The 20,163-nt window shown below is 62.2% G+C and carries 20 protein-coding genes; 8 read left to right on the forward strand and 12 right to left on the reverse strand.

Annotation, left to right across the window (positions count from 1 at the left end):
* Positions 1 to 2 precede the first annotated feature (2 nt).
* From GRO01_RS11320 to GRO01_RS11335, 4 genes are all read right to left on the reverse strand, one after another.
* Positions 3 to 1,463, reverse strand: a complete 1,461-nt coding sequence (locus tag GRO01_RS11320) for a S41 family peptidase (protein ID WP_062509608.1) — start codon at positions 1,461 to 1,463, stop codon at positions 3 to 5.
* 130 nt (positions 1,464 to 1,593) lie between these two features.
* The gene (locus tag GRO01_RS11325; protein ID WP_062509606.1) at positions 1,594 to 2,883 is read right to left on the reverse strand and encodes a murein hydrolase activator EnvC family protein; all 1,290 of its coding nucleotides are present in this window, start codon (positions 2,881 to 2,883) and stop codon (positions 1,594 to 1,596) included.
* The gene (gene gpmI, locus GRO01_RS11330) at positions 2,870 to 4,402 is read right to left on the reverse strand and encodes a 2,3-bisphosphoglycerate-independent phosphoglycerate mutase (protein WP_062509603.1); all 1,533 of its coding nucleotides are present in this window, start codon (positions 4,400 to 4,402) and stop codon (positions 2,870 to 2,872) included. Before gpmI ends, GRO01_RS11325 begins: the two co-directional genes overlap by 14 nt.
* A 117-nt stretch (positions 4,403 to 4,519) precedes the next feature.
* The gene (locus GRO01_RS11335; RefSeq protein WP_062509601.1) at positions 4,520 to 4,711 is read right to left on the reverse strand and encodes a CsbD family protein; all 192 of its coding nucleotides are present in this window, start codon (positions 4,709 to 4,711) and stop codon (positions 4,520 to 4,522) included.
* A gap of 176 nt (positions 4,712 to 4,887) precedes the next feature.
* On the opposite strand from GRO01_RS11335, the gene msrB reads away from it, so the two are divergent.
* From msrB to GRO01_RS11350, 3 genes are all read left to right on the forward strand, one after another.
* Positions 4,888 to 5,304 (forward strand): peptide-methionine (R)-S-oxide reductase MsrB, encoded by a 417-nt coding sequence (gene msrB, locus GRO01_RS11340; RefSeq protein ID WP_062509598.1) that lies wholly within the window; start codon positions 4,888 to 4,890, stop codon positions 5,302 to 5,304.
* Entirely contained in the window at positions 5,301 to 5,939 is a 639-nt protein-coding gene (upp, locus tag GRO01_RS11345; protein ID WP_062509596.1) for a uracil phosphoribosyltransferase, read from the forward strand. The genes msrB and upp overlap by 4 nt, the downstream gene beginning before the upstream one ends.
* Before the next feature lie 81 nt (positions 5,940 to 6,020).
* Entirely contained in the window at positions 6,021 to 6,308 is a 288-nt protein-coding gene (locus GRO01_RS11350) for a DUF1330 domain-containing protein (RefSeq protein ID WP_062509593.1), read from the forward strand.
* A gap of 3 nt (positions 6,309 to 6,311) precedes the next feature.
* Here GRO01_RS11350 and GRO01_RS11355 read toward each other — a convergent pair whose 3' ends face one another.
* Both GRO01_RS11355 and greA read right to left on the reverse strand, forming a co-directional pair.
* On the reverse strand, positions 6,312 to 7,538 hold the full coding sequence (locus GRO01_RS11355; RefSeq protein ID WP_062509591.1) for a threonine ammonia-lyase: 1,227 nt from the start codon (positions 7,536 to 7,538) through the stop codon (positions 6,312 to 6,314).
* Positions 7,538 to 8,011 carry a transcription elongation factor GreA gene (greA, locus tag GRO01_RS11360; RefSeq protein WP_062509589.1) on the reverse strand — a complete coding sequence of 158 codons (474 nt, stop codon included), beginning with the start codon at positions 8,009 to 8,011 and terminating at the stop codon, positions 7,538 to 7,540. The genes GRO01_RS11355 and greA overlap by 1 nt, the downstream gene beginning before the upstream one ends.
* A gap of 203 nt (positions 8,012 to 8,214) precedes the next feature.
* On the opposite strand from greA, the gene GRO01_RS11365 reads away from it, so the two are divergent.
* Entirely contained in the window at positions 8,215 to 8,421 is a 207-nt protein-coding gene (locus GRO01_RS11365) for a helix-turn-helix domain-containing protein (RefSeq protein ID WP_062509587.1), read from the forward strand.
* 62 nt (positions 8,422 to 8,483) lie between these two features.
* Here GRO01_RS11365 and carB read toward each other — a convergent pair whose 3' ends face one another.
* Together carB and carA are read right to left on the reverse strand one after the other, a co-directional pair.
* Positions 8,484 to 11,738 carry a carbamoyl-phosphate synthase large subunit gene (gene carB / locus GRO01_RS11370; RefSeq protein ID WP_062509585.1) on the reverse strand — a complete coding sequence of 1,085 codons (3,255 nt, stop codon included), beginning with the start codon at positions 11,736 to 11,738 and terminating at the stop codon, positions 8,484 to 8,486.
* A 3-nt stretch (positions 11,739 to 11,741) separates the two neighbouring features.
* The gene (carA, locus tag GRO01_RS11375; RefSeq protein ID WP_062509828.1) at positions 11,742 to 13,118 is read right to left on the reverse strand and encodes a glutamine-hydrolyzing carbamoyl-phosphate synthase small subunit; all 1,377 of its coding nucleotides are present in this window, start codon (positions 13,116 to 13,118) and stop codon (positions 11,742 to 11,744) included.
* A 262-nt stretch (positions 13,119 to 13,380) separates the two neighbouring features.
* Between carA and GRO01_RS11380 the strand changes: the two genes are divergently transcribed.
* Complete coding sequence (locus GRO01_RS11380; protein ID WP_041110791.1) at positions 13,381 to 13,836, forward strand: GatB/YqeY domain-containing protein; 456 nt, start codon at positions 13,381 to 13,383, stop codon at positions 13,834 to 13,836.
* A 62-nt stretch (positions 13,837 to 13,898) separates the two neighbouring features.
* On the opposite strand, the gene GRO01_RS11385 is transcribed toward GRO01_RS11380, so the two are convergent.
* Positions 13,899 to 14,696: an AraC family transcriptional regulator gene (locus tag GRO01_RS11385; RefSeq protein WP_062509583.1), complete on the reverse strand. Its 798-nt coding sequence runs from the start codon at positions 14,694 to 14,696 to the stop codon at positions 13,899 to 13,901.
* Positions 14,697 to 14,768: 72 nt separating this feature from the next.
* Here GRO01_RS11385 and GRO01_RS11390 point away from each other — a divergent pair, with 72 nt between their 5' ends.
* The 3 genes from GRO01_RS11390 to GRO01_RS11400 all read left to right on the forward strand — a co-directional run bounded on the left by GRO01_RS11390 (position 14,769) and on the right by GRO01_RS11400 (position 17,126).
* The gene (locus GRO01_RS11390) at positions 14,769 to 15,689 is read left to right on the forward strand and encodes an NAD(P)-dependent oxidoreductase (protein ID WP_304608420.1); all 921 of its coding nucleotides are present in this window, start codon (positions 14,769 to 14,771) and stop codon (positions 15,687 to 15,689) included.
* 53 nt (positions 15,690 to 15,742) lie between these two features.
* Positions 15,743 to 16,102 carry a nuclear transport factor 2 family protein gene (locus GRO01_RS11395; protein WP_231490308.1) on the forward strand — a complete coding sequence of 120 codons (360 nt, stop codon included), beginning with the start codon at positions 15,743 to 15,745 and terminating at the stop codon, positions 16,100 to 16,102.
* A gap of 70 nt (positions 16,103 to 16,172) precedes the next feature.
* Positions 16,173 to 17,126 carry a cation diffusion facilitator family transporter gene (locus GRO01_RS11400; protein WP_062509577.1) on the forward strand — a complete coding sequence of 318 codons (954 nt, stop codon included), beginning with the start codon at positions 16,173 to 16,175 and terminating at the stop codon, positions 17,124 to 17,126.
* A 70-nt stretch (positions 17,127 to 17,196) separates the two neighbouring features.
* Here the strand turns inward: GRO01_RS11400 and GRO01_RS11405 are convergent, their stop codons facing one another.
* The 3 genes from GRO01_RS11405 to GRO01_RS11415 form a co-directional block, all read right to left on the reverse strand.
* Positions 17,197 to 17,577: a hypothetical protein gene (locus tag GRO01_RS11405; RefSeq protein WP_062509575.1), complete on the reverse strand. Its 381-nt coding sequence runs from the start codon at positions 17,575 to 17,577 to the stop codon at positions 17,197 to 17,199.
* Positions 17,578 to 17,654: 77 nt separating this feature from the next.
* On the reverse strand, positions 17,655 to 19,034 hold the full coding sequence (locus tag GRO01_RS11410; RefSeq protein ID WP_062509573.1) for a sensor histidine kinase: 1,380 nt from the start codon (positions 19,032 to 19,034) through the stop codon (positions 17,655 to 17,657).
* Between the two features lie 124 nt (positions 19,035 to 19,158).
* On the reverse strand, positions 19,159 to 20,142 hold the full coding sequence (locus tag GRO01_RS11415; RefSeq protein ID WP_062509571.1) for a zinc-dependent alcohol dehydrogenase family protein: 984 nt from the start codon (positions 20,140 to 20,142) through the stop codon (positions 19,159 to 19,161).
* Positions 20,143 to 20,163: the final 21 nt, after the last annotated feature.

Below are 20,163 nucleotides of genomic sequence, written 5' to 3' on the forward strand. Positions count from 1 at the left end.
TTTTAGTGACGCGCTTCAGGCGGCTTAGGGGAAGTGGCAGGTGTGGACGCCTTGACCTCGGTCGCAGGCGCAGTCGCCGGAGCCGGGTTTGAAAGCCCAGCCATGGCATTGATCACCTTGATCGCCTGCTGAAGCTGGAAATCGGTTGCAGGCTTCGTGGCATCGAATGCGGGCCAGCTGGCATCCGGCATCTTCGGAATGGATTTCGCGATCGGCGGAATATCAGTACGCGGGGTTTCGTTCGTCCGGTTGCCGCCGATATTCGTCAGGATGTGGGACAGGTCGGCCTCACGATAACCATAGGCATCGTCATCCTTGGTCTCGGCCACGGGAATATCGGGCGTAATGCCAAGGCCCTGAATGGAGCGGCCGGACGGCGTGTAATAGCGCGCTGTCGTCAGACGCACTGCACCCTGATCGCCGATGGGGATGAGAGTCTGGACCGAGCCTTTGCCGAAGGTCTTCTCACCAAGAATGATGGCGCGATGATGATCCTTCAGGGCGCCCGCCACGATTTCACTGGCCGAGGCCGAGCCGCCATTCGTCAGGACAACGATCGGCAGGCCATTGGTGATGTCCGTGCCCTTGGCATCCCAACGCTGGTTGTTTTCAGCGTGACGGCCACGGATCGAGACGATTTCACCGTCCTTGATGAAGTCGTCCGAAACGGCAATGGCCTGATCGAGCTTGCCGCCCGGATTGGAGCGCAGGTCAAGGATGATGCCGGTCAGTTTCCCGCTCGGCGCCTTGGTGGCCTGTGCTTTCAGCTTGTCAAAGGCGGCATGCATGGCACTTTCGAGATCATCATCGAACTCGGTCAGGCGGATGTAGCCGGTGCTGCCATACAGCGCAGACTTCACAATCTGGACGTGCACGATCTCACGCGTCATGTCGAAGGTGAGCGTCTTGCCTGTCTTGGGACGGACGATCGTCAGGCTGATTTTCGTGCCCGGATCACCACGCATTTTACGAACAGCCTGATCGAGCGTCAGGTCATCAATGCTCTTGTGGTCCACCATCGTGATGAAATCGCCGGGCTGGATGCCCGCGCGCGCGGCCGGGGTGCCGTCGATCGGGGAGACCACACGAACATGTCCGGACTCACCCTGAACCTGAAGACCCAAACCACCGAACTTGCCCGAAATCTCGGTCTGCATGTCGTGGAACTGGGCTGCGGTCATGTAGGACGAATGGGGGTCGAGATTGCCGACCATCCCATCAAGCGCGTTATTGATCAGGTCCTTGTCGGAGACGGGGTGGACATATTCCGCCTTCACCACATCCATGACCGTTCCCAGCAGTGTCAGCAGACGGACGGTTTCCGCGCTGTTGTCATGGGAAATTTCACGGGCGAGGGCTGCGCCCGGAAAGTCGCCGGAGCTAGCAAGACGCAGGGCGCCCGGTCCGACGGCCAGTCCGGCCAGAAAGGCGGTGCCCAGCAACAGGCCACTGCGAAACTTCATGTGATCTCCATCCTCGGGAACGAAGGAATGTCCTGACCCGTCATTACCTGCTAAGGCAGGCTTAGCCGGTTCAGGTTGCCAAATTACTAAGAAATGATCCTACAAGGTCAGACGCGCTCGGCAAACCGGATCATAGGAACGGAGCAGGACTGACGACCTGCGTGCCATGCCGGAGCTGGACAAAAAGCATCCCATCGGCCGCAGGCATCTGGCCGAGTGTGGCAGCTTTCCTGATGCTTTGGCCATCCGAAACATTCAGCTGTCCCAGTCCGGAAAGGACGAAGCGGTAATTCCGTCCGCAGTCCAGGATCAGCATCTGCCCAAAGGAGCGGAAGGGGCCGGCAAATTCGACTCGGCCCGTGCAGGGGGCCTGTACGGACGCGGAGGAGAGGGCGGCATAGGTGATGCCGGTTGCGGGGCCGGCTTCCGTCGTCTGGCCCCAGCGGATGGCAACATGACCTGAAACGGGTGCATGGCCGCTGCCACTGGAAACGCCCTGTCCGGCCGAAGACAGGGCCTGAGCCTGCGACCGCGCATGGCGCGCGCGTTCGAGCTGGTGCTGCCGGGCCAGAGCAGCAGCTTCCTTTTCCAGTTCGGCGCGCGCCTGGGCTTCCTGACGGACAAGCGTGTCGATTTCGGCGGACAGATCCGCTGCGGCCTGCATGGCGTCGGCAACGGCCTTGCGGGCTTTCAGGGCGCCCTGATCCGCGACGGCTTCCTGTCGTGCTGCAACTTTGGTGCGGGCTGCGGCTGCATTGCGCTCGCGGGTCTGTTGCGCAAGCAGGTCTGCAAGTTCCTTCTGCCGGTTATCCAGATCGATACCGATGGCATGGAGTTCGTCTTCGCGGGACTGCAATGCCTGTGCCCGCTGCTGGGTCAGGCGCGAGAAGCCACCAAGCACGGAGAGTGCCATTACGCTTTCGGACGCTGTTTCAGGCGAGGCCAGCAGTGCTGCATCCGGTGCGATGGACAGGCGGGCTGCGACGGGAAGCAGGGGCTGAAGCGCATCGTTCTGGTGGCGAATATCCGCTTCAACAGCCGTCCGCTTGTCTATCAGCTCCGCAATACTTGCCTTGAGTGCAAGGATGCGGCTCTGGGTCGTGTCCACGGCAGACTGTGCCGTATGGGTCTGGGCCGTGAAGGCGAGAGTGCGTGCATTGTCCTGACGGGCCTTTGCTTCGGCCTGTGCCGAGGCAAGCTGTTTTGCCTTCAGGGCCGCAGCTTCATCCGCCTGCCGTTTTTCCAGAGCTTTGCGCGCGGCCTGGGCGCGGGCGAGGGCTCTCTGTCCCTCGCTGGGCGCGGCGACCGCCGGTTTTTCTGTATGGCGGATGTGATGATGAGACGCGTGATGGGCTGCCGCCCAGCCGGGCGACAGGACCAGAACGAGCGGCAGAAACGATCGTGGATCAGGCGCTTTCAAGCAGGGAAACACCCGTCATGGCTTCAGGCTGTTTCACGCCCATCAGGGCCAGCATGGTGGGGGCCAGATCAGCCAGACGGCCGTCATGGATTGTCCGGCCGTCCGCATGTGCCAGAATGACAGGCACGACGTTCAGCGTGTGAGACGTGTGCGCACCGCCCGTCACGGGATCGCGCATGGTCTCGCAGTTACCGTGATCTGCCGTGACAAGCAGGCTGCCGCCCGCCTCGACGATGGCGTCATTGATGCGGCCCAGCCCCTGATCGACGGTCTCGCAGGCCTTGATGGCGGCGGGCAGGGAGCCGGTATGGCCGACCATGTCCGGATTGGCGAAGTTCAGCACGATCATGTCGAACTTGCCGCTTTCGATGGCGGCAACGGCCCTATCCGTCAGTTCAGGGGCGGACATTTCGGGCTGAAGATCGTAGGTCGCAACCTTGGGGGATGGGACCAGAATGCGCTCTTCGCCTTCGAACTGCACTTCGCGGCCACCATTCAGGAAGTAGGTGACGTGCGGGTATTTTTCCGTCTCCGCCATGCGAAGCTGTGTCTTGCCGGCTTTGGAGACCACATCACCCAGCAGATCATCAAGCGAGACCTTGGCGAACAGGACGCTCATATGCGGGGCCAGATGGTCGGAATAGCGCGACATGCCGCAGACGGATGCGAACTTCACCTTCCGGCCGCTGTCGTAATCCGCAAAATCGGGCAGGACGAGGACGTCCAGAAGCTGGCGGATGCGGTCTGCGCGGAAATTGCAGGCCAGAATGCCGTCGCCATCCTTCATGCCAGCATAGTCGCCCAGAACGGTGGGGAGAACAAATTCATCCCCCTTGTCACTGTCGTAACTGGCCTTGAGGGCGGAAAGCGCGTCCGGAGCGTGAGGGCCTTTCGCATCACGGATGGCATCGACCGCAAGAGCGACGCGTTCCCAGCGACGATCACGGTCCATCGCATAATAGCGGCCGCTCAGGGTTGCGATTTTGACGCTGTCAGGCAGGTCCTTGAGGAATTTGCCGATGAATTCCTCGCCCGAACGCGGCGCAGTATCGCGGCCATCACTGAAAATATGCACGGCAACCGGAATGCCGGCTTCGCTGACGATCTTCGCGAGCGCGACGACATGGTCCTGATGGGCATGGACGCCGCCGGGCGAGATCAGGCCCATGAGATGGCAGGTACCGCCCGAAGCCTTCAGGGATGCAATAAAGTCCAGAAGGACCGGGTTTTTAGCCAGCGAGCCGTCACGGGCGCTGCGGGAAATGCGTGGCAGTTCCTGCATGACGACACGACCGGCGCCGATATTCAGATGGCCGACTTCGGAATTGCCCATCTGGCCGTCGGGCAGACCAACGTCTTCACCTGACGTTTTCAGGAAGGCATGGGGGCTGGTGGTCCAGAGGTGGTCGAACGTCGGGATATTGGCGAGACGGACCGCATTGTCGGATTCATCCTCACGCCAGCCAAAGCCGTCGAGAATGACGAGCATGACGGGGCGGGGGATCGGGGATGTGGACATGGGCTGTCTCCTGCCGGGAAGGAGGGATGGGACTGTTTCCCCATCATGCCATCATTCCATACAAATGCGAACGCCCGCCATGAAGGCGGGCGCTGCATCGTGATCAGTGCGTCAGCGTCAGAGCTTGTCGACGCCGCTCTTGACCGCATCCTTGGCATCGCCGGTGGTCTGCTGGACCTTGCCCTTGATGTTCTGGGCCACGCCCTCACCTTCAAGTTTCTTGTCGTTCGTCATGTGACCGACTTCTTCCTTGACCTTGCCGGTAGCCTGGTTGGCAACGCCTTTGATTTTGTCTTCCATGGAGCTCATGATCGCATCCTTTCGTCTTCAGGTGTGTTGACGATAACGGTCGGCGATGCGGCAGGTTGCGTCCTGACAGTTTAAGATGCGTGACAAAATACGGCGGCGCTTACATACATCCCCACAGAAGCCCTTTTACAGAAGTCCTGCCTGAAGACGTCCTCAAGATTTTCCGGAGAACCAGCATGACCCAGAGTTGCGGCCCGAACGGGCAGACCGGTGGCGGTTGCGGTGTTGGCCTGACACCGGAGCAGCGGCGTATCCTCCATGAACACGGAACGGAACGCCCCGGCTCCAGTCCTCTCAATGACGAGAAGCGTGCGGGGATCTATGCCTGCGCGGCCTGCGGGCGGGAGCTGTTTTCTTCGGACACGAAATATGACAGCGGAAGCGGCTGGCCGTCTTTCTTTCAGGCGCTGCCCGATGGTGTCAAAACGACACAGGACAGCCGCTATGGCATGGTCCGCACCGAGGTCCACTGTGCGAATTGCAAGGGGCATCTGGGGCATGTCTTCCCTGATGGGCCGCCGCCCACGGGACTTCGTTACTGCATGAACGGTCTGGCGCTCGATTTCCGCCCGGCCGAAGGAGAAAAAGCATGAGTCAGGCGCTGCCGCCTATCGTTCTCGACCACCCGCTGGTGCGCCACAAGCTGACCCGTCTGCGTGACCGCAATACCTCCACGGCCGGGTTCCGCCGCCTGACGCGCGAACTCAGCCTGCTGCTGGCCTATGAAGCCACACGCAATCTGTCACTGGTGCCGCGTCATATCGAGGCCCCGAGCGGCCCGATGGAAGGTGAGGAACTGGACGGCAAGAAGCTCTGCTTTGTCTCCATCCTGCGCGCTGGCAACGGTCTGCTGGATGGCATGCTGGATCTGGTGCCGTCTGCACGTGTCGGGCATATCGGTCTGCGCCGCGATCACGAGACGCTGGAAGTCAGCGAATACTACTTCAACATGCCAAGTGACGTTCCGGGCCGGACCTGCATCGTGCTCGATCCGATGCTGGCAACGGGACATTCCGCTGCTGCGGCCATCACCCGCGTAAAGGCGGCTGGCGCCAAGGATCCGGTTTTTGCCTGCCTGCTGGCCGTGCCGGAAGGGATTGCCCATGTGCAGGGACTGCATCCCGATGTGCAGATCGTGACCTGCTCCATCGACAGCCATCTGGACGAACACGGCTATATCGTTCCCGGCCTCGGCGATGCGGGCGACCGTCTGTTCGGTACGCGCTGAGGCTGCGGCACACGCTCTTGTGTGCTGAAAGTTACGGTATTTTGTGGCGGGTATGGAGGCTCATCCTGAGGAGAGCGTTCCATGCCTGCCTATGCCGTATTCATTCGTGAAAAACTGACCGACCCGGCCGAATTCCAGAAATATTCGGAAGTGGTCGGTGAGACCTTCAAGGGCTTTCCGGCCAAGATCCTTGCGGCTTATGGCAAGCAGGAAAAACTTGAAGGCACCGAGCCCAATGGTGTCGTGATTATCGAGTTTCCGGACGCGGCGTCGGCTCGGGCCTGGTATGAAAGCCCGGCTTATCAGAAAGCTGCCGCGCATCGCTGGAAAGCCGGGCCCTATAACGTTGTTATCGTGGACGGTCTCTGAAAATCAGTCGCGCCGGACGATGTAATGCCGCGCCAGATCGGTCTCGATCTGGTGGGCATGTTCAGTGTCGCGGGCTTCCACCATCACCAGAAGTTCGGCTGTCTGAACGGACGGGGACGCGAACAGGCGGTGATGGGAGACCTCGATGATGTTTCCGCCGTAATTGCCGATGCGGGCCGAGATATCCGCCAGCATGCCCGGACGATCGGGGATCTGGAAGATTAGCCGCAGGATTCGCCCGTCCCGCAGCAGGGAGCGCAGGATCGTGTTGGCAAGGATGCGTGCGTTGATGTTGCCGCCAGACAGGGGTAAGGCAACGCGCCGTCCCTTGAACAGCTCAGGATAGGCCAGAACGGCGGCAAGGCCCGTGGCGCCTGCGCCTTCACAGACCTGCTTGGCCTTTTCTGCCAGCGTCGTGATGGCGCTTTCGACCTGAAGCTCGCTGACAACAAGGATCTTCGAGATCCTGTTACGAAAGGCGTTCAGGCAGTGATCGCCAAGCCTTGTGACGGCAATACCTTCCGCGATGGTCGATCCGCCCTGCGTCGGGCCGTCTTCCTGCGGATAATTTGACAGGGACGCATAGGCCTCGACCTGCACGCCAATGACCTCGACATCCGGGCGAAGCGCGGCCATGACGGTCGCAAACCCGCCGATCAGTCCGCCGCCGCCTACGGGGACAACGACCGTGTCAATATCCGGGGCATCCTGCAGAAGCTCCAGCGCCGCAGTCCCCTGACCGGCGATGACGGCAGGGTCGTTGAACGGATGGACGAGAACGCGACCGTCCTGTTTTTGAAGCTCAGCGGCCGTTTCGCTGGCCTGCGCGAAATCGTCACCCGCGAGCACGACATTTGCTCCCCAGGCCTGCGTCGCCGCGACCTTGGTGGCCGGCGTAAAGCGCGGCATGACGATAGTCGCATCAATACCGAGAAGACTGGCCTGACGGGCCACACCCTGTGCGTGATTGCCTGCCGAGACGGTAATAACGCCACGCGCCCGTTCTTCCGGCGTCAGGAGGGCCATTTTGTTGGCCGCTCCGCGCTCCTTGAAGGAGCCGATCGCCTGAAGGTTTTCGAGCTTGAGCGTAATCTCCGCGCCTGTCAGCCGGGAAAGGGCCGGGCAGGCGATGGTTGGCGTGCGGACGACCGTGGACGCGATGCGCTCATGGGCGCTCTCGATATCCGCGATGGTCATGACAGGGGTGGTGGACGTCAGGACGTCAGACATCAGCGATATGCGACCTTGAGGATTTCGTAGGTCCGGTCGCCGCCGGGAGCGGGGACGGAGACAGTATCCCCGACATCCTTGCCGATCAGCGCCTTGGCCAGCGGGGACGAGATCGAGATCAGGCCCTGCTTGATATCAGCCTCATGGACACCCACGATCTGGTACAGGGATTCCTTGTCGGTTTCTTCGTCAACGAGTTCGATATGCGCGCCAAAACGGACGCGCGTCCCGGTCAGCGTCGAAGGATCGATCACCTCGGCATTGGAGATGATGCCCTCCAGCTCCAGAACGCGGCCTTCGATGAAGGACTGGCGGTCACGGGCGGCGTGGTACTCGGCGTTTTCGGACAGGTCACCGTGCTCGCGGGCTTCGGCGATGGCACGGATGACAGCAGGGCGGTCGACGCTCTTGAGGGTCCGCAGTTCGTCTTCGAGACGCTGTAGTCCCTTTGCGGTCATGGGGATCTTCTGCACTCTGAAATCCTCGGAAAAGCGTGACTGAAACTGTGATGAAGCCAGACAATCTAGGGTTTGCGGGGGTTTTTTGCAAGATGGGGCGGTTTTTATTATTGATATTCGATAATCATCCTGTCTTGGATAACCGGTATGAATTTATCGAAAAACAATAATCTACTCTCGCTTTTTCCAGCTCAATCAGCTTGCCACGGAGAGGTGTAGTGCCCGTTCGTGTCAGGCTGGATGATGTTCTCAGGAACCGGAACATGTCCCTGACGGAACTGTCGGAAAATGTCGGTCTGACAATGGCCAATCTGTCCATTCTCAAGACGGGTAAGGCCCGGGCGATCCGCTTTTCCACGCTTGAGGCGATCTGCCGCGTGCTGGACTGTCAGCCTGGAGACATTCTTGATCTGGCCCAGGACTGAAAAACCCCGGCGGAGAGGATCTCCACCGGGGTTTCTGCTGCTTCAGGCCGGGGACTGAAGGGTCAGAATGCACCCTTGAAGTAGGACTGGAGCGGGGCGACGCCCAGATTGTCTTCCTTCATGACCGCAATGGCGTAGGTCGCTGCGCGGGCGCCTGCGATCGTCGTGTAATGCGGGATGCCCATGGTCAGCGCACTGCGACGGATCTCGTAGCTGTCCTGCGCGGCCTGACCGCCCTGCGAGGTGTTGATGACCATTTGCACGTCGCCCGAGCGGATGGAATCCACGCAGTTCGGACGGCCCTGCATTACCTTGTTCACACGCTTTACGGGAATGTCGGCGGCTTCCAGACGTGCGGCCGTACCGCTGGTTGCGAGGATCGTGAAACCCATGGCGACCAGCTTGCGGGCCAGCGGCTGGACATGGGCCTTGTCGCTTTCGCGCACCGAGAGGAATACCGTCCCCGAGAGTGGCAGCTTTACGCCAGCCGCAAGCTGGGACTTGGCAAAGGCACGCTCGAAGCTGGAATCCAGCCCCATGACTTCGCCCGTGGAGCGCATTTCCGGACCGAGGATGGTGTCGGCATTCGCGAAGCGGTGGAACGGGAACACGGCTTCCTTGACCGCGACATGCGGGGAGACCGCACCGCCATTAAGCTGGAACTCGGTCAGCTTTGCACCGGCCATGACGCGGGCGCCGATCTTGGCAACCGGAACGCCGGTGGCCTTGGCGACGAACGGCACGGTCCGGGAGGCACGCGGGTTCACTTCGAGAACAAAGACTTCCTGATCCTTGATGGCGTACTGGACGTTCATCAGGCCGCGGATGCCCAGTTCGCGGGCCATGGCTTCGGTCTGGGAGCGCAGTTCCGTCACCAGTGCCGGGGACAGGGTGTAGGGCGGCAGGGAGCAGGCGGAGTCACCGGAATGGATGCCGGCTTCTTCGATGTGCTCCATGACGCCTGCGACATAGACGTTTTCGCCGTCGCAGATGCAGTCCACGTCCGCTTCGATGGCGTCGTTAAGGTAGTGGTCGAGCAGGACGGGGCCGGTCGAGACTTCGGGGCCGGCGGCACGCAGGACCTCGTTGAGGTAACGCTTGAGGCCGGGCTTGTCATAGACGATTTCCATCGCACGACCGCCCAGAACGTAGGACGGGCGGGCGACGACCGGGTAGCCGACTTCCTCGGCGATTTTCTCGGCTTCCGCCGGGCTGCGGGCGATGCCGTTGCGAGGCTGGCGCAGGCCGAGCTTGCGGAGCATGGCCTGGAAGCGCTCGCGGTCTTCGGCGCGGTCGATCGCATCGGCGGGTGTGCCGAGCAGCGGGATGCCGGCTTCTTCGAGGGCGCGGGACAGCTTGAGCGGGGTCTGGCCGCCATACTGCACGATGCAGCCCAGAACCTTGCCGCCCTTGGCTTCGGTGCGGATCAGGGCGATCACGTCCTCGGCGGTCAGGGGCTCGAAATACAGGCGGTCCGAGGTGTCGTAATCGGTCGAGACTGTCTCGGGGTTGCAGTTGACCATGACCGTCTCGAAACCGGCTTCGCGCAGGGCGTAGGCGGCGTGGACGCAGCAATAGTCGAACTCGATGCCCTGACCGATGCGGTTCGGGCCACCGCCAAGGATGACGATCTTGTCGCGGTTCGTCGGGCGGCTTTCGCAGTCCGGCGTGCCGAACCCGCCTTCATAGGTGGAGTACAGATAGGGCGTGTCGGAAGCGAATTCGGCGGCGCAGGTGTCGATCCGGCGATAGACCGGCGTGACAGCCAGCTTTTCGCGCAGGGCTGCGACGTTCTTGACGTTCTGACCCGAGAGGCGGGCGAGCTGGACGTCGGAGAAGCCCTGGGCCTTGAGGCGGCGCAGGTTGTAGGCGTCTTTCGGCAGGCCGTTCTTTTCGATCTCGCGCTCGGAGGTCACGATATCTTCGAGCTGGCGCAGGAACCACGGCTCGAACTTGCAGGCTTCGTTGATCTGCTCGACGGACAGCCCGGCGCGCAGGGCCTGCGCGGCCATCAGGATGCGCTCGGGGCGCGGCTCGGCCAGTGCGGCGAGATAGGCGTTGTGCGAACCGTCACCAGGGGCTTCGACCGGATCGAGGCCGGTGAGGCCCGTTTCCATCGAGCGCAGGCCCTTCTGGATGGCTTCGGCGAAGGAGCGGCCGACCGACATGGCTTCACCGACCGACTTCATGGACGTCGAGAGCAGGGCCGGGGAGCCGGGGAACTTCTCGAAGGTGAAGCGGGGGATCTTGGCGACGACATAGTCGATCGTCGGCTCGAAGGAGGCCGGGGTTGTTTTCGTGATGTCGTTCTTGAGTTCGTCCAGCGTATAGCCGACGGCCAGCTTGGCGGCGATCTTGGCGATCGGGAAGCCGGTTGCCTTCGAGGCCAGAGCCGAGGAGCGGGAGACGCGCGGGTTCATCTCGATGACGACCAGACGGCCGTCTTTCGGGTTGACGCCGAACTGTACGTTGGAGCCGCCGGTCTCGACGCCGATCTTGCGCAGGCACGCGATCGAGGCGTCCCGCATGCGCTGATATTCCTTGTCGGTCAGCGTGAGCGCGGGGGCGACGGTGATGGAGTCACCGGTATGGACACCCATCGGGTCGATATTCTCGATGGAGCAGATGATGATGCAGTTATCCGCGGTGTCGCGGACCACTTCCATCTCGTATTCTTTCCAGCCGAGAACGGACTCTTCGATCAGGACTTCGGTCGTGGGCGAGGCATCGAGGCCGCCTGTGACGATCTGGTCGAATTCCTCGCGGTTATAGGCGATGCCGCCGCCTGCTCCGCCCATGGTAAAGGACGGGCGGATGATGGCGGGCAGGCCGACATCGGCCAGCGCGGTGCGGGCTTCTTCAAGCGTATGGGCGATGGTGCTGCGGGGGCTTTCGATCCCGATCTCGTCCATGGCTTCGCGGAACTTCTGGCGGTCTTCCGCACGGTCGATGACCTCTGCGTCCGCGCCGATCAGTTCCACGTTGTGCTTCTTGAGAAAGCCGGACTTGTCGAGCGCCATGGCGGCGTTCAGGGCAGTCTGGCCGCCCATTGTCGGCAGGACAGCGTCGGGCTTTTCCTTGAGGATGATGCGCTCGACGAATTCCGGGGTGATCGGCTCGATATAGGTCGCATCCGCCAGACCGGGGTCGGTCATGATGGTGGCGGGGTTCGAGTTGATCAGGATGACGCGATAGCCTTCCTCACGCAGGGCCTTGCAGGCCTGTGCGCCGGAATAGTCGAATTCGCAGGCCTGTCCGATGACGATCGGGCCGGCGCCGATGATCAGGATGGACGAGATGTCTGTCCGTTTTGGCATGGCTCAGGCTCCTGCTTTAGCGCGACGGTCCATGACCGCGACGAAACGCTCGAAAAGATAGAAACTGTCGGACGGGCCGGGGCTCGCCTCGGGGTGGTACTGGACGGAGAAGGCGTCCTTCGTGGTCGAGGCGATGCCTTCGTTGGAGCCGTCGAACAGGCTCACATGCGTCACCTTTACGTCGGCGGGCAGGGACTCCTCGTCCACGGCGAAACCGTGGTTCTGGCTGGTGATTTCCACGCGGCCGGTTTCGACGTCCTTGACCGGCTGGTTGGCGCCGCGATGGCCGCGCTCCAGCTTGTAGGTCTTGCCGCCGAGCGCCTGTGCGAGAAGCTGGTGGCCGAGGCAGATACCGAAGACGGGAACATTTGCGTCCAGCACCTTGCGGATGGCGGGGACGGCATAGGTGCCGGTCGCGGCCGGATCGCCGGGTCCGTTGGAGAGGAACACGCCTTCGGGCTTGAGCTCCAGGATCTCTTCGGCGGTGGCCGTGGCGGGCAGGACGGTGACGTCACAGCCAGCGGTCACGAGGCAGCGCAGAATGTTGTCCTTCGCACCATAATCCATGGCGACCACGCGGCGGCGGTTTTCGCGCACGGGCTTTGTGGAGTGCCACACGCCTTCGGTCCAGACGCGCTTGGGCCGGGTCACTTCCTTGGCGAGGTCCATACCTTCGAGGCCGGGCCACTGGCGGGCACGGTTCAGCAGGCTGTCCGTGTCGATACGGCCGTTTTCCGGGAAGGCGAGGATGGCGGTCTGCGGGCCATTGTCGCGCAGGGTGCGGGTGATGGCGCGGGTGTCGATGCCGCTGATGCCCGCACGGCCATGATCGCGGAGCCATGCGGCGAAGGGCTCGTGGGAGCGCCAGCTTGCCGGGGCGGTGATGTCTTCCTTCACGACGGCGCCGAGGGCGGCCATTTTCAGGGCCTCGTTGTCATCGGCGTTCGTGCCGACATTGCCGATATGCGGGAAAGTGAAGGTCACGATCTGGCCGGCGAAGGACGGGTCGGTCAGGGTTTCCTGATAGCCGGTCATGCCGGTGGAGAAGCAGAGTTCACCGACGGCGCCTTCCGTATGGGCGCCGAAGCCACGGCCCCACAGGACCGTCCCATCGGCAAGGACAAGGGCGGCGTTGGCGCCGGGAGGGCAGGGATTGGACACGTCCGTCTCTCTTTCTTGTTCTTGCTGGGTTTCAGTCGTGGTGAGATCTGCTGTCAGATCCTGCAGGGCGATTCCCGGCACGCGCAGCAGGGCTGGCCAGTGCTTGGTCGGGACCATGCGGGACTGGCGCCACTTGCGGACGGCTTCCAGTCCGACGCCGGCAAGAGCGGCGATTTCGTCCGCGCCTCCGGCTTTTTCGATGATTCTGTCGATGTCCATGGTCGCCCCGTTGCTGGCTGCCGGATGTACTTCTGGGGCCTCTGAATAAGGGATCGGAAACGGAATGGGAAGTTTTTTCCCATTGCCTGTTCTGCGTTTCGGGTTGGGGTGGGAAATTTTTTCCGAATGGCTTGTTTTGCGGCCACACGGGGAGGGCGGATTGTTGCAAACCGGCTTTTGTGCGATTTTGCCGCCATTCAAGGAATGAGGGACGGCTCGCCAAGGGAGTTTCCTGTGGGCTGTCCGATGAAGGAGAACGGCGATGTCGCTTCGCAAGCAGATCATGGACGACCTCAAGACAGCCATGAAGGCCGGTCAGTCCGAGACGGTGGCCCAGATCCGCGGGATCACGGCCAAGATCAAGGATCTGGATGTTGCCGCCCGCGCCAAGAGCGCCGAGGTGACGGATACGGACATCATTTCCGCCCTGCGTTCCATGATCAAGTCCCGTACGGAATCCGCCACGATGTATCGTGAGGGTGGCCGTCCGGAGTTAGCGGAAAAGGAAGAGGGCGAAATCGCGACGATCAAGTCCTACCTGCCGCCGGAGCTGGATGAAGCCACGCTGAAAGCCGGGATCGAAGACGCCGTGAAGAAGACGGAAGCGGCCGGCATGAAGGACATGGGTAAGGTCATGGCCGCGCTGAAGGAGCGTTTTGGCGCGGATCTGGACCCGGCGAAGGCCAGTGCGCTGGTGAAGGCGCATCTTTCGGCCTGATCCGTCGATCAGTCGTATCGTATGACGGAAAGCCGCTCCTTCGGGGGCGGCTTTTTTTGTTTTCAGGGTGTCCGGCAGAGCCTGGCGTAATCGCTGGGGCGATAGCCCGTGTTTTTGCGGAAGGCCGTGGCGAAGGCGCCGAGGCTTTCATAGCCGACGTCCAGTGCCACGCTGGCCATGCTCTCACCGCGTGCCAGTTTTTCCTGTGCGTTCAGGATGCGCAGGCGCTGCCGCCAGACTGAGAACGGCAGTCCTGTTTCAAGTGTAAAATGGCGGACGAAGGAGCGCAGCGACATGGCGGCTAGTCTGGCCCAGTCTTTCTGGTTGCGGGGGTCTGCCGGGTTGTCGCTCAGGGTGTTGGCGACGCGGCAGAGCTGTTCGCTTTTCGGGAAAGGCAGGGATACGGCGGCGCGGGGGGCGGCTAGGAATTCGTGCCAGAAGCATTCCGCGAGGCGGCTGATCTGGGCGTCCCATCGTGTTTCGTCGGCGTCATGGGAAAGGCGGTCCGCCAGGGCGGTGAGGAGACGTGTGCCGCCTGCGAGAAAGGGTTCGTCCGGTAGGCCGGAGCATTTTGCTGCGCTGACATACAGGCTCCAACCTGCGACGGCGCCGTGGGAGCGGGCTTCGTGCGGAATGTGGGGCGGGAGCCAGAGGCACTGGCCGGGGCCAATCAGCCAGTAGGCGTGCTCGGTGCGGATGGCCATGACGCCGCTCTCAATACCGAAGATCTGGCCGCGTGCATGGGCGTGGCGTTCGGCGATCCGGCGCGTGTCCTGCTTCATGTGTCCGCCAAGGAGCCACGGCGTTCCGGCGTCTGTACGGTCTGCGGCGGCGGGGGTCATGAAGGAGTTGGCGCACATGAGTCGAATTATGACCTGAGAGCGTGAGAACGCCAAAATGATTTTCGCTAGAACCGTGGTGTCCGGGCGGGTTTGAAACCTGCACGGAGTGTGCAGCGGGAGATCAGGATCATGAAAGTCGGCTTTGTGGGCCTCGGGGCCATGGGACATGCGATGGCGGAGCGCCTTCTCAAGGGAGGGCATGAGCTTGTCGTGACCAACAGGACGCGCGCGAAGGCGGATGATCTGGTGGCGCAGGGTGCTGTTTTTGCCGAAACGCCTGCGGATGTGGCGCGGCAGGTGGAGGTCGTGTTCTCCATGCTGTTCGATGATGCGAGCACGGAAGAAGCTGTTTTCGGAGAGCATGGGATAGCCACGGCTCTGGCGCCGGGCGCCATTCATGCGTGCAGCAGTACGCTGTCCCTGGAGCAGGCGCGCCGTCTGCGGGACGGGCATGCGGAGCATGGGCAGGTCTATGTCAGCGCCAATGTGCTGGGGCGGCCGCCGGCGGCGAAGGCGGGTGAGCTGTTCGTCGTGACGGCGGGAGCGGATGAGGCGCTGAAGCGTCTGCGGCCTCTGCTGGAGTGTTTTGGCTCGAAGATTTTCGAAGTGGGGCAGGATCCGGTTCAGGCCAATCTGGCCAAGCTGTCTCTGAATTTCATGATCTATTCGACGATCGAGCAGATGGCGGAAGTCTTTGCGCTGAATGAAAAGGCTGGGACGGACCCGCATAAGATTTTCGAGATCATGACGGGCAGTTTCTACAACGCGCCGGTTCACAAGAATTACGGAAAGCTGATGGTCGATCACAAATACGACCATCCGGGTGCGCCGGTGACGCTGGGGCTCAAGGACATGGAGATGTTTCTTAAGGCCGGGGGAGAGCATGCTGTTCCGCTGCCTTATGCCTCGGTGGTGCGGGACCGGTTGCTGAGCGCGATCAGTACCGGGGATGCCGAGCGGGATTTCGTCGTGCTGCTGGAGCGGGCGCGGCAGGATAGCGGGCTGAAATAATGTCAGGACATATTGAGGTGCCCAACCGTGCTCCGGAAAGGATTATCCGGGACATGTTCGCCATGTTTACGGATTTCGGGTCCGATCTGGATGCGCTGACGGCATCCATGACGCCTGATTATCGCCAGCTTGTGGATGGGCGGGAGATGAGTTTGGCGGATTTTCGCGCTCATGCGCTGGCCCTGCGGGAGGGGCTGTCGTCTCTGGAAATCGAGATCCTGCATCTGGTCTGTGAGAGGGACCGGGCGGCGACGGTTCATCTGGCTTCGGCGACCCGTCCTTCGGGCGCGCGGAGCGTGATCCGGGTGGTGGCGTTCTATCAGTTCCGTGACGGGCGGCTCTGTCTGGTGGATGAACTGACGCGTGTTCAGCAAGGCCATGAGGGCGATGGTGCGTTAGGAAGGCTGCAATAGCGTGGGGCGGGTTTGACAGCGCGGCGGCGAGGCCCTCACTCTGAAATCCTGTTTTGTGGGTGAGGCCAGAATGTCGGCAGGTGGTTCAACAAAGGTCGTTTTCATTGCGCTGGGGGTCAATCTTGCGATTGCCTGCGTGAAAGGGGCGGCCGCGCTGCTGACCGGGTCGGCGGCCATGCTGGCGGAGACCGTCCATTCTTTTGTGGACTGCGGCAATCAGCTTCTCCTGCTGGTGGGCATGAAACGGGCTGAGGCGCCGGCGACGCGGGATCATCCGCTTGGCCATCACCGGGAGCTCTATTTCTGGACGCTGGTCGTGGCGGGCGCGCTGTTCGTTGGTGGTGGCGTTGCGTCCCTGCATGAGGGCTGGGAGAAGGTCTGGCATCCGGCGGCGATGGAGCCGATCCATGTGCTGGGGCATGTCTTTCCCGGCTGGTGGCTGAATGTCGCCATTCTTGTGATTTCGGGCAGCATGGAGGGCTATGGTTTTCTGGCGGCCATGAAGTCCCTGCCTGCGGGCAAGGGATCGCTGTGGACCCTGATCCGCCGCAGTACCGATCCGGGGCTGTTTGTCGTGCTGTTCGAGGACGGAGCGGCGCTGGTCAGCCTGATGATCGCGCTGGCCTTTACCGTGCTGTCCGTCGTGACAGGGTGGCATGTGCTCGATGGTGTGGCGTCGCTGCTGATCGGGGTGGTTCTGGTCATTGTCGCGGTGCTGCTGACGAACGAGACGCGCTCGCTGCTGGTCGGGGAGAGCAGCCCGGAAATTGATGCGTTCGTGCGGGAGCAGGCGGCGAAGCTGCCAGGTGTGGTCGGCGTCAACGAGGTCGTAACCGAGACGCGGGGGCCGGGGAGCGTGATTGTCCTGTTGTCGCTGGACTGGGAAGATACACTGACCGCCGGGCAGGTGGAGCGGGGTGTGTCTGCGCTGGAGCGGAAGGTCCGGGAGCGGTTTCCGGCTGTGCTGCGGATGTATGTGGAGGCGCAGGACAAGCGGGACAGTGCCCCGGATATTGCCGTGTAACACCTCTGAATGCAGATCGGGCCCCCTTTCGGGAGCCCGGCACTGTCAGTCGTAACGGACTGGCAGGATATTACTGCTGCGGCTGTGTGGCCGGAGTTCCCGGAGCCGGAGTGGCAGTGCCCGGCTGCGTCGTGCCGTTCATCTGGCCGGGAGAGGTGGAGTGCTCGACATCGTAGGCGGTGGCCTTCTCGATGTAGGTGCCCTTCGCGCCCGGATGTTCCTTGTCGTACAGGGCGGCCTTTGCGCGGGCTTCCTTGCGGTAGCGGTGACGCACATACATGCCGGTCGCACAGCCGCCCATGGCGCCGAGGACACCGTGATGGTTGGCGACATGGCCGCCGACGGCGCCGGCAGCGCCGTATTTGAGGCAGCCGCCCGGTTCTGCTTCTGCCGTGGTGATCGATGTCGCCAGCAGACCGGCTGCGGCGGCAAGCATCAGGTACTTTTTCATGAACGCTTCCTGTTTTCCAAAGCTGCCGGAGCACCCGGTAGCAGAGAGACGGAGCCGAGCATGCCCCAATCCTGCGTTCAGAACAATCGGGACGGGCAGCGCACGACATTTTCGGCCGGGGCGCTGAAGGTCCAGATGGTGCCGTCCGGTTCGTGGGAGCAGGAGACGCTCGCGCCGGGGATGGAGCGGGGATTGTGTTCGATGACGATCGATCCGAAGCCGCGGCGTTCCGGTTGGGTGACGGTGGGGCCGCCGCTTTCCTTCCAACACATCCGGAAAACGGGGCCGTCTTCTTCGGCCTCCAGATCCCAGCTGACGGTCACGGTTCCGGTGTCGTTCGACAGGGCGCCATATTTGATGGCGTTGGTGGTCAGTTCGTAGATCGCCAGACCGATGCGGTCGGCGGTGTCGGGGACGAACTGAAGGTCCGGATCGCCCTCGATCCGCAGGCGGGTGGCGGGGAAGTCTCCGGCGACAACGGTCTGGGACGTGACAACATCGCGGACCGTGGCGCCCGTCCATTCGCCGTGGATCAGGAGGTCCTGGCTTCTGGCAATGGACGTGATGCGCTGTTCCAGAACCTTGACGAAGGGAGCTGTGGCGTCGGGAACGGTGCGCCGGATCAGGGCTTGGAAGATGGCGAGCATGTTCTTCGAGCGATGGTTCAGCTCGTTGAGCAGCAGGGCGATCCGCTGTTCGTGCTCGCGCTGGACCGTCACGTCGCGCGAAACACAGAGAATGGCCTCGACGCCCTGATCGGGGTTCAGGAGCGGAGTCAGCATGTTGTCCCAGTGCCGGACGGGCTGACCGGGAAGCTGGCTGGCGCCCACGAAGCGGACGTTCTGTCCTTCGGCGGCGTCCCGGAGAGCGGCATTGCCGGGAGCCTGGGCTTCTGGTGGGAGCAGGTCGAGCCAGCGCATGCCGAAGCCTGAGGTGCTGTCGACGCCAAGGGCGTCACAGCCGGCCGCGTTCATGTGGACCAGTGTGCCGTCCGTTGCGATTTCCTTGATGCAGTCCACGCTGACATTGAGCATGCGATCACGGATGTCCGCTTTCTGAAGCAGGGCCTTTTCGCGGCGTTTCTGCTCGTGGATGTCAGTCAGGATCAGGAGACGGGAGGGAATGTCGCATCCGGGTGCTGCGCGATGGATGATGCGCAGGAGGAACCAGCGGTATTGCCCGTCGGGGTAGCGGATGCGGAATGTTGCGCTGCGGGTCGTGTCGGGCGCCGTGCTTTCGCGAAGGGCGCGGGTGACGTCGGCCTGATCGGGCGGGAGGACGATTGGGATCCATTTCGAAAAATCATTTGGGATGCCCAGAGCGGAGGCGTGGTGTTTCCAGGCCGTGTTAAAGTGGTGGGAGCCTGCGCCATTGGCGGGCTCCACGCAGATCGGATCTGGAAGCAGGTCAAAGGCGAGATAGGAAGCGTCTCGTGGCAGGGTCTGTGTCTGTCCCATATCTCTTTCTGACGGCAAAACGCAGTATTGCGATGGTTTCTGTATCCATGCGCGATGTATGCGGTCGCGCTGTGCAGCATGTATCCCGAAAGTTTACTTCTCCGAAACCTGTTTCTGGCGCAGGTCAAGGCAGCAGGACTGCGGCACCGTCGAAACGACCGTGGCGCAGATCATCGAGGGCCTGATTGGCGTCCTTGAGAGCATAGGGCGTGTTGGTCACCTTGATGCCGACTTCCGGGGCGATTTTCAGGAACTCCAGACCGTCCTGACGGGTCAGGTTGGCGACGGAGACGATTTCGCGCTCTTCCCACAACGTATCGTAGGAAAAGGCCGGAATTTCGCTCATATGGATGCCGCCGCACACGACCTTGCCGCCCTTGCGGATGGCTTTGAGACCTGCGGGGAGCAGGGCGCCGACGGGGGCGAACAGAATGACGGCGTCGAGCGGTTCAGGCGGGAGTTCGTCCGAGCCTCCAGCCCAGACAGCGCCGAGGGAGCGGGCGAAATCCTGTTTCTGCGTGTCACCGGGGGATGTGAAAGCGTAGACCTCGCGGCCCTGCCAGCGCAGGACCTGCGTGATGATATGAGCTGCCGCGCCGAAGCCGTAGAGGCCGATCTTCTTGCCGTCCCCGGCCTTGTTCAGGCAGCGCCAGCCGATCAGCCCGGCGCAGAGCAGGGGGGCCAGATCCTTGTCCTCGCCCTTGTCACCCATCGGGAAGGCGTAGCGGGCATCAGCGACCGTCATGGTCGCGTAGCCGCCATTGCGGGTGAAGCCTGTGAAGAGGGGATGGTCGCAGAGATTTTCCATCCCGTGTGTGCAGTAATAGCAGTGCCCGCAGGTATGCCCGAGCCAGGGCACGCCGACCCTTTCGCCAAGCGACAGGCCCATGACATTGCTGCCAAGCTTGTCGATCCGGCCGACGATTTCGTGGCCGGGGATGATGGGGAGGGTGGTATGGGGGAGTTCGCCATCCACGACATGCAGGTCTGTCCGGCACACGCCGCAGGCGCCGATCCGGATGCGGATTTCATCCGGGCCGGGTTCAGGGTCCGGGAGTTCGACCCATTCCAGAGGCGTATGATGGGCTTTGAGCTGCATGGCGAACATGGCGTGTTCTCCTTGGGCTGT

This window comes from Gluconobacter roseus NBRC 3990, assembly GCF_006538885.1.
GTDB lineage: Bacteria > Pseudomonadota > Alphaproteobacteria > Acetobacterales > Acetobacteraceae > Gluconobacter > Gluconobacter roseus.

What these genes read in the sequence shown, in the direction of transcription:
- GRO01_RS11320 (WP_062509608.1), bottom strand. Translation starts at nt 1,463, where the DNA reads ATGAAGTTTCGCAGTGGCCTGTTGCTGGGCACCGCCTTTCTGGCCGGA.
- gpmI (WP_062509603.1), bottom strand. Translation starts at nt 4,402, where the DNA reads ATGTCCACATCCCCGATCCCCCGCCCCGTCATGCTCGTCATTCTCGAC.
- GRO01_RS11335 (WP_062509601.1), bottom strand. Translation starts at nt 4,711, where the DNA reads ATGAGCTCCATGGAAGACAAAATCAAAGGCGTTGCCAACCAGGCTACC.
- msrB (WP_062509598.1), top strand. Translation starts at nt 4,888, where the DNA reads ATGACCCAGAGTTGCGGCCCGAACGGGCAGACCGGTGGCGGTTGCGGT.
- upp (WP_062509596.1), top strand. Translation starts at nt 5,301, where the DNA reads ATGAGTCAGGCGCTGCCGCCTATCGTTCTCGACCACCCGCTGGTGCGC.
- GRO01_RS11350 (WP_062509593.1), top strand. Translation starts at nt 6,021, where the DNA reads ATGCCTGCCTATGCCGTATTCATTCGTGAAAAACTGACCGACCCGGCC.
- GRO01_RS11355 (WP_062509591.1), bottom strand. Translation starts at nt 7,538, where the DNA reads ATGTCTGACGTCCTGACGTCCACCACCCCTGTCATGACCATCGCGGAT.
- carB (WP_062509585.1), bottom strand. Translation starts at nt 11,738, where the DNA reads ATGCCAAAACGGACAGACATCTCGTCCATCCTGATCATCGGCGCCGGC.
- carA (WP_062509828.1), bottom strand. Translation starts at nt 13,118, where the DNA reads ATGGACATCGACAGAATCATCGAAAAAGCCGGAGGCGCGGACGAAATC.
- GRO01_RS11380 (WP_041110791.1), top strand. Translation starts at nt 13,381, where the DNA reads ATGTCGCTTCGCAAGCAGATCATGGACGACCTCAAGACAGCCATGAAG.
- GRO01_RS11385 (WP_062509583.1), bottom strand. Translation starts at nt 14,696, where the DNA reads ATGTGCGCCAACTCCTTCATGACCCCCGCCGCCGCAGACCGTACAGAC.
- GRO01_RS11395 (WP_231490308.1), top strand. Translation starts at nt 15,743, where the DNA reads ATGTTCGCCATGTTTACGGATTTCGGGTCCGATCTGGATGCGCTGACG.
- GRO01_RS11400 (WP_062509577.1), top strand. Translation starts at nt 16,173, where the DNA reads ATGTCGGCAGGTGGTTCAACAAAGGTCGTTTTCATTGCGCTGGGGGTC.
- GRO01_RS11405 (WP_062509575.1), bottom strand. Translation starts at nt 17,577, where the DNA reads ATGAAAAAGTACCTGATGCTTGCCGCCGCAGCCGGTCTGCTGGCGACA.
- GRO01_RS11410 (WP_062509573.1), bottom strand. Translation starts at nt 19,034, where the DNA reads ATGGGACAGACACAGACCCTGCCACGAGACGCTTCCTATCTCGCCTTT.
- GRO01_RS11415 (WP_062509571.1), bottom strand. Translation starts at nt 20,142, where the DNA reads ATGTTCGCCATGCAGCTCAAAGCCCATCATACGCCTCTGGAATGGGTC.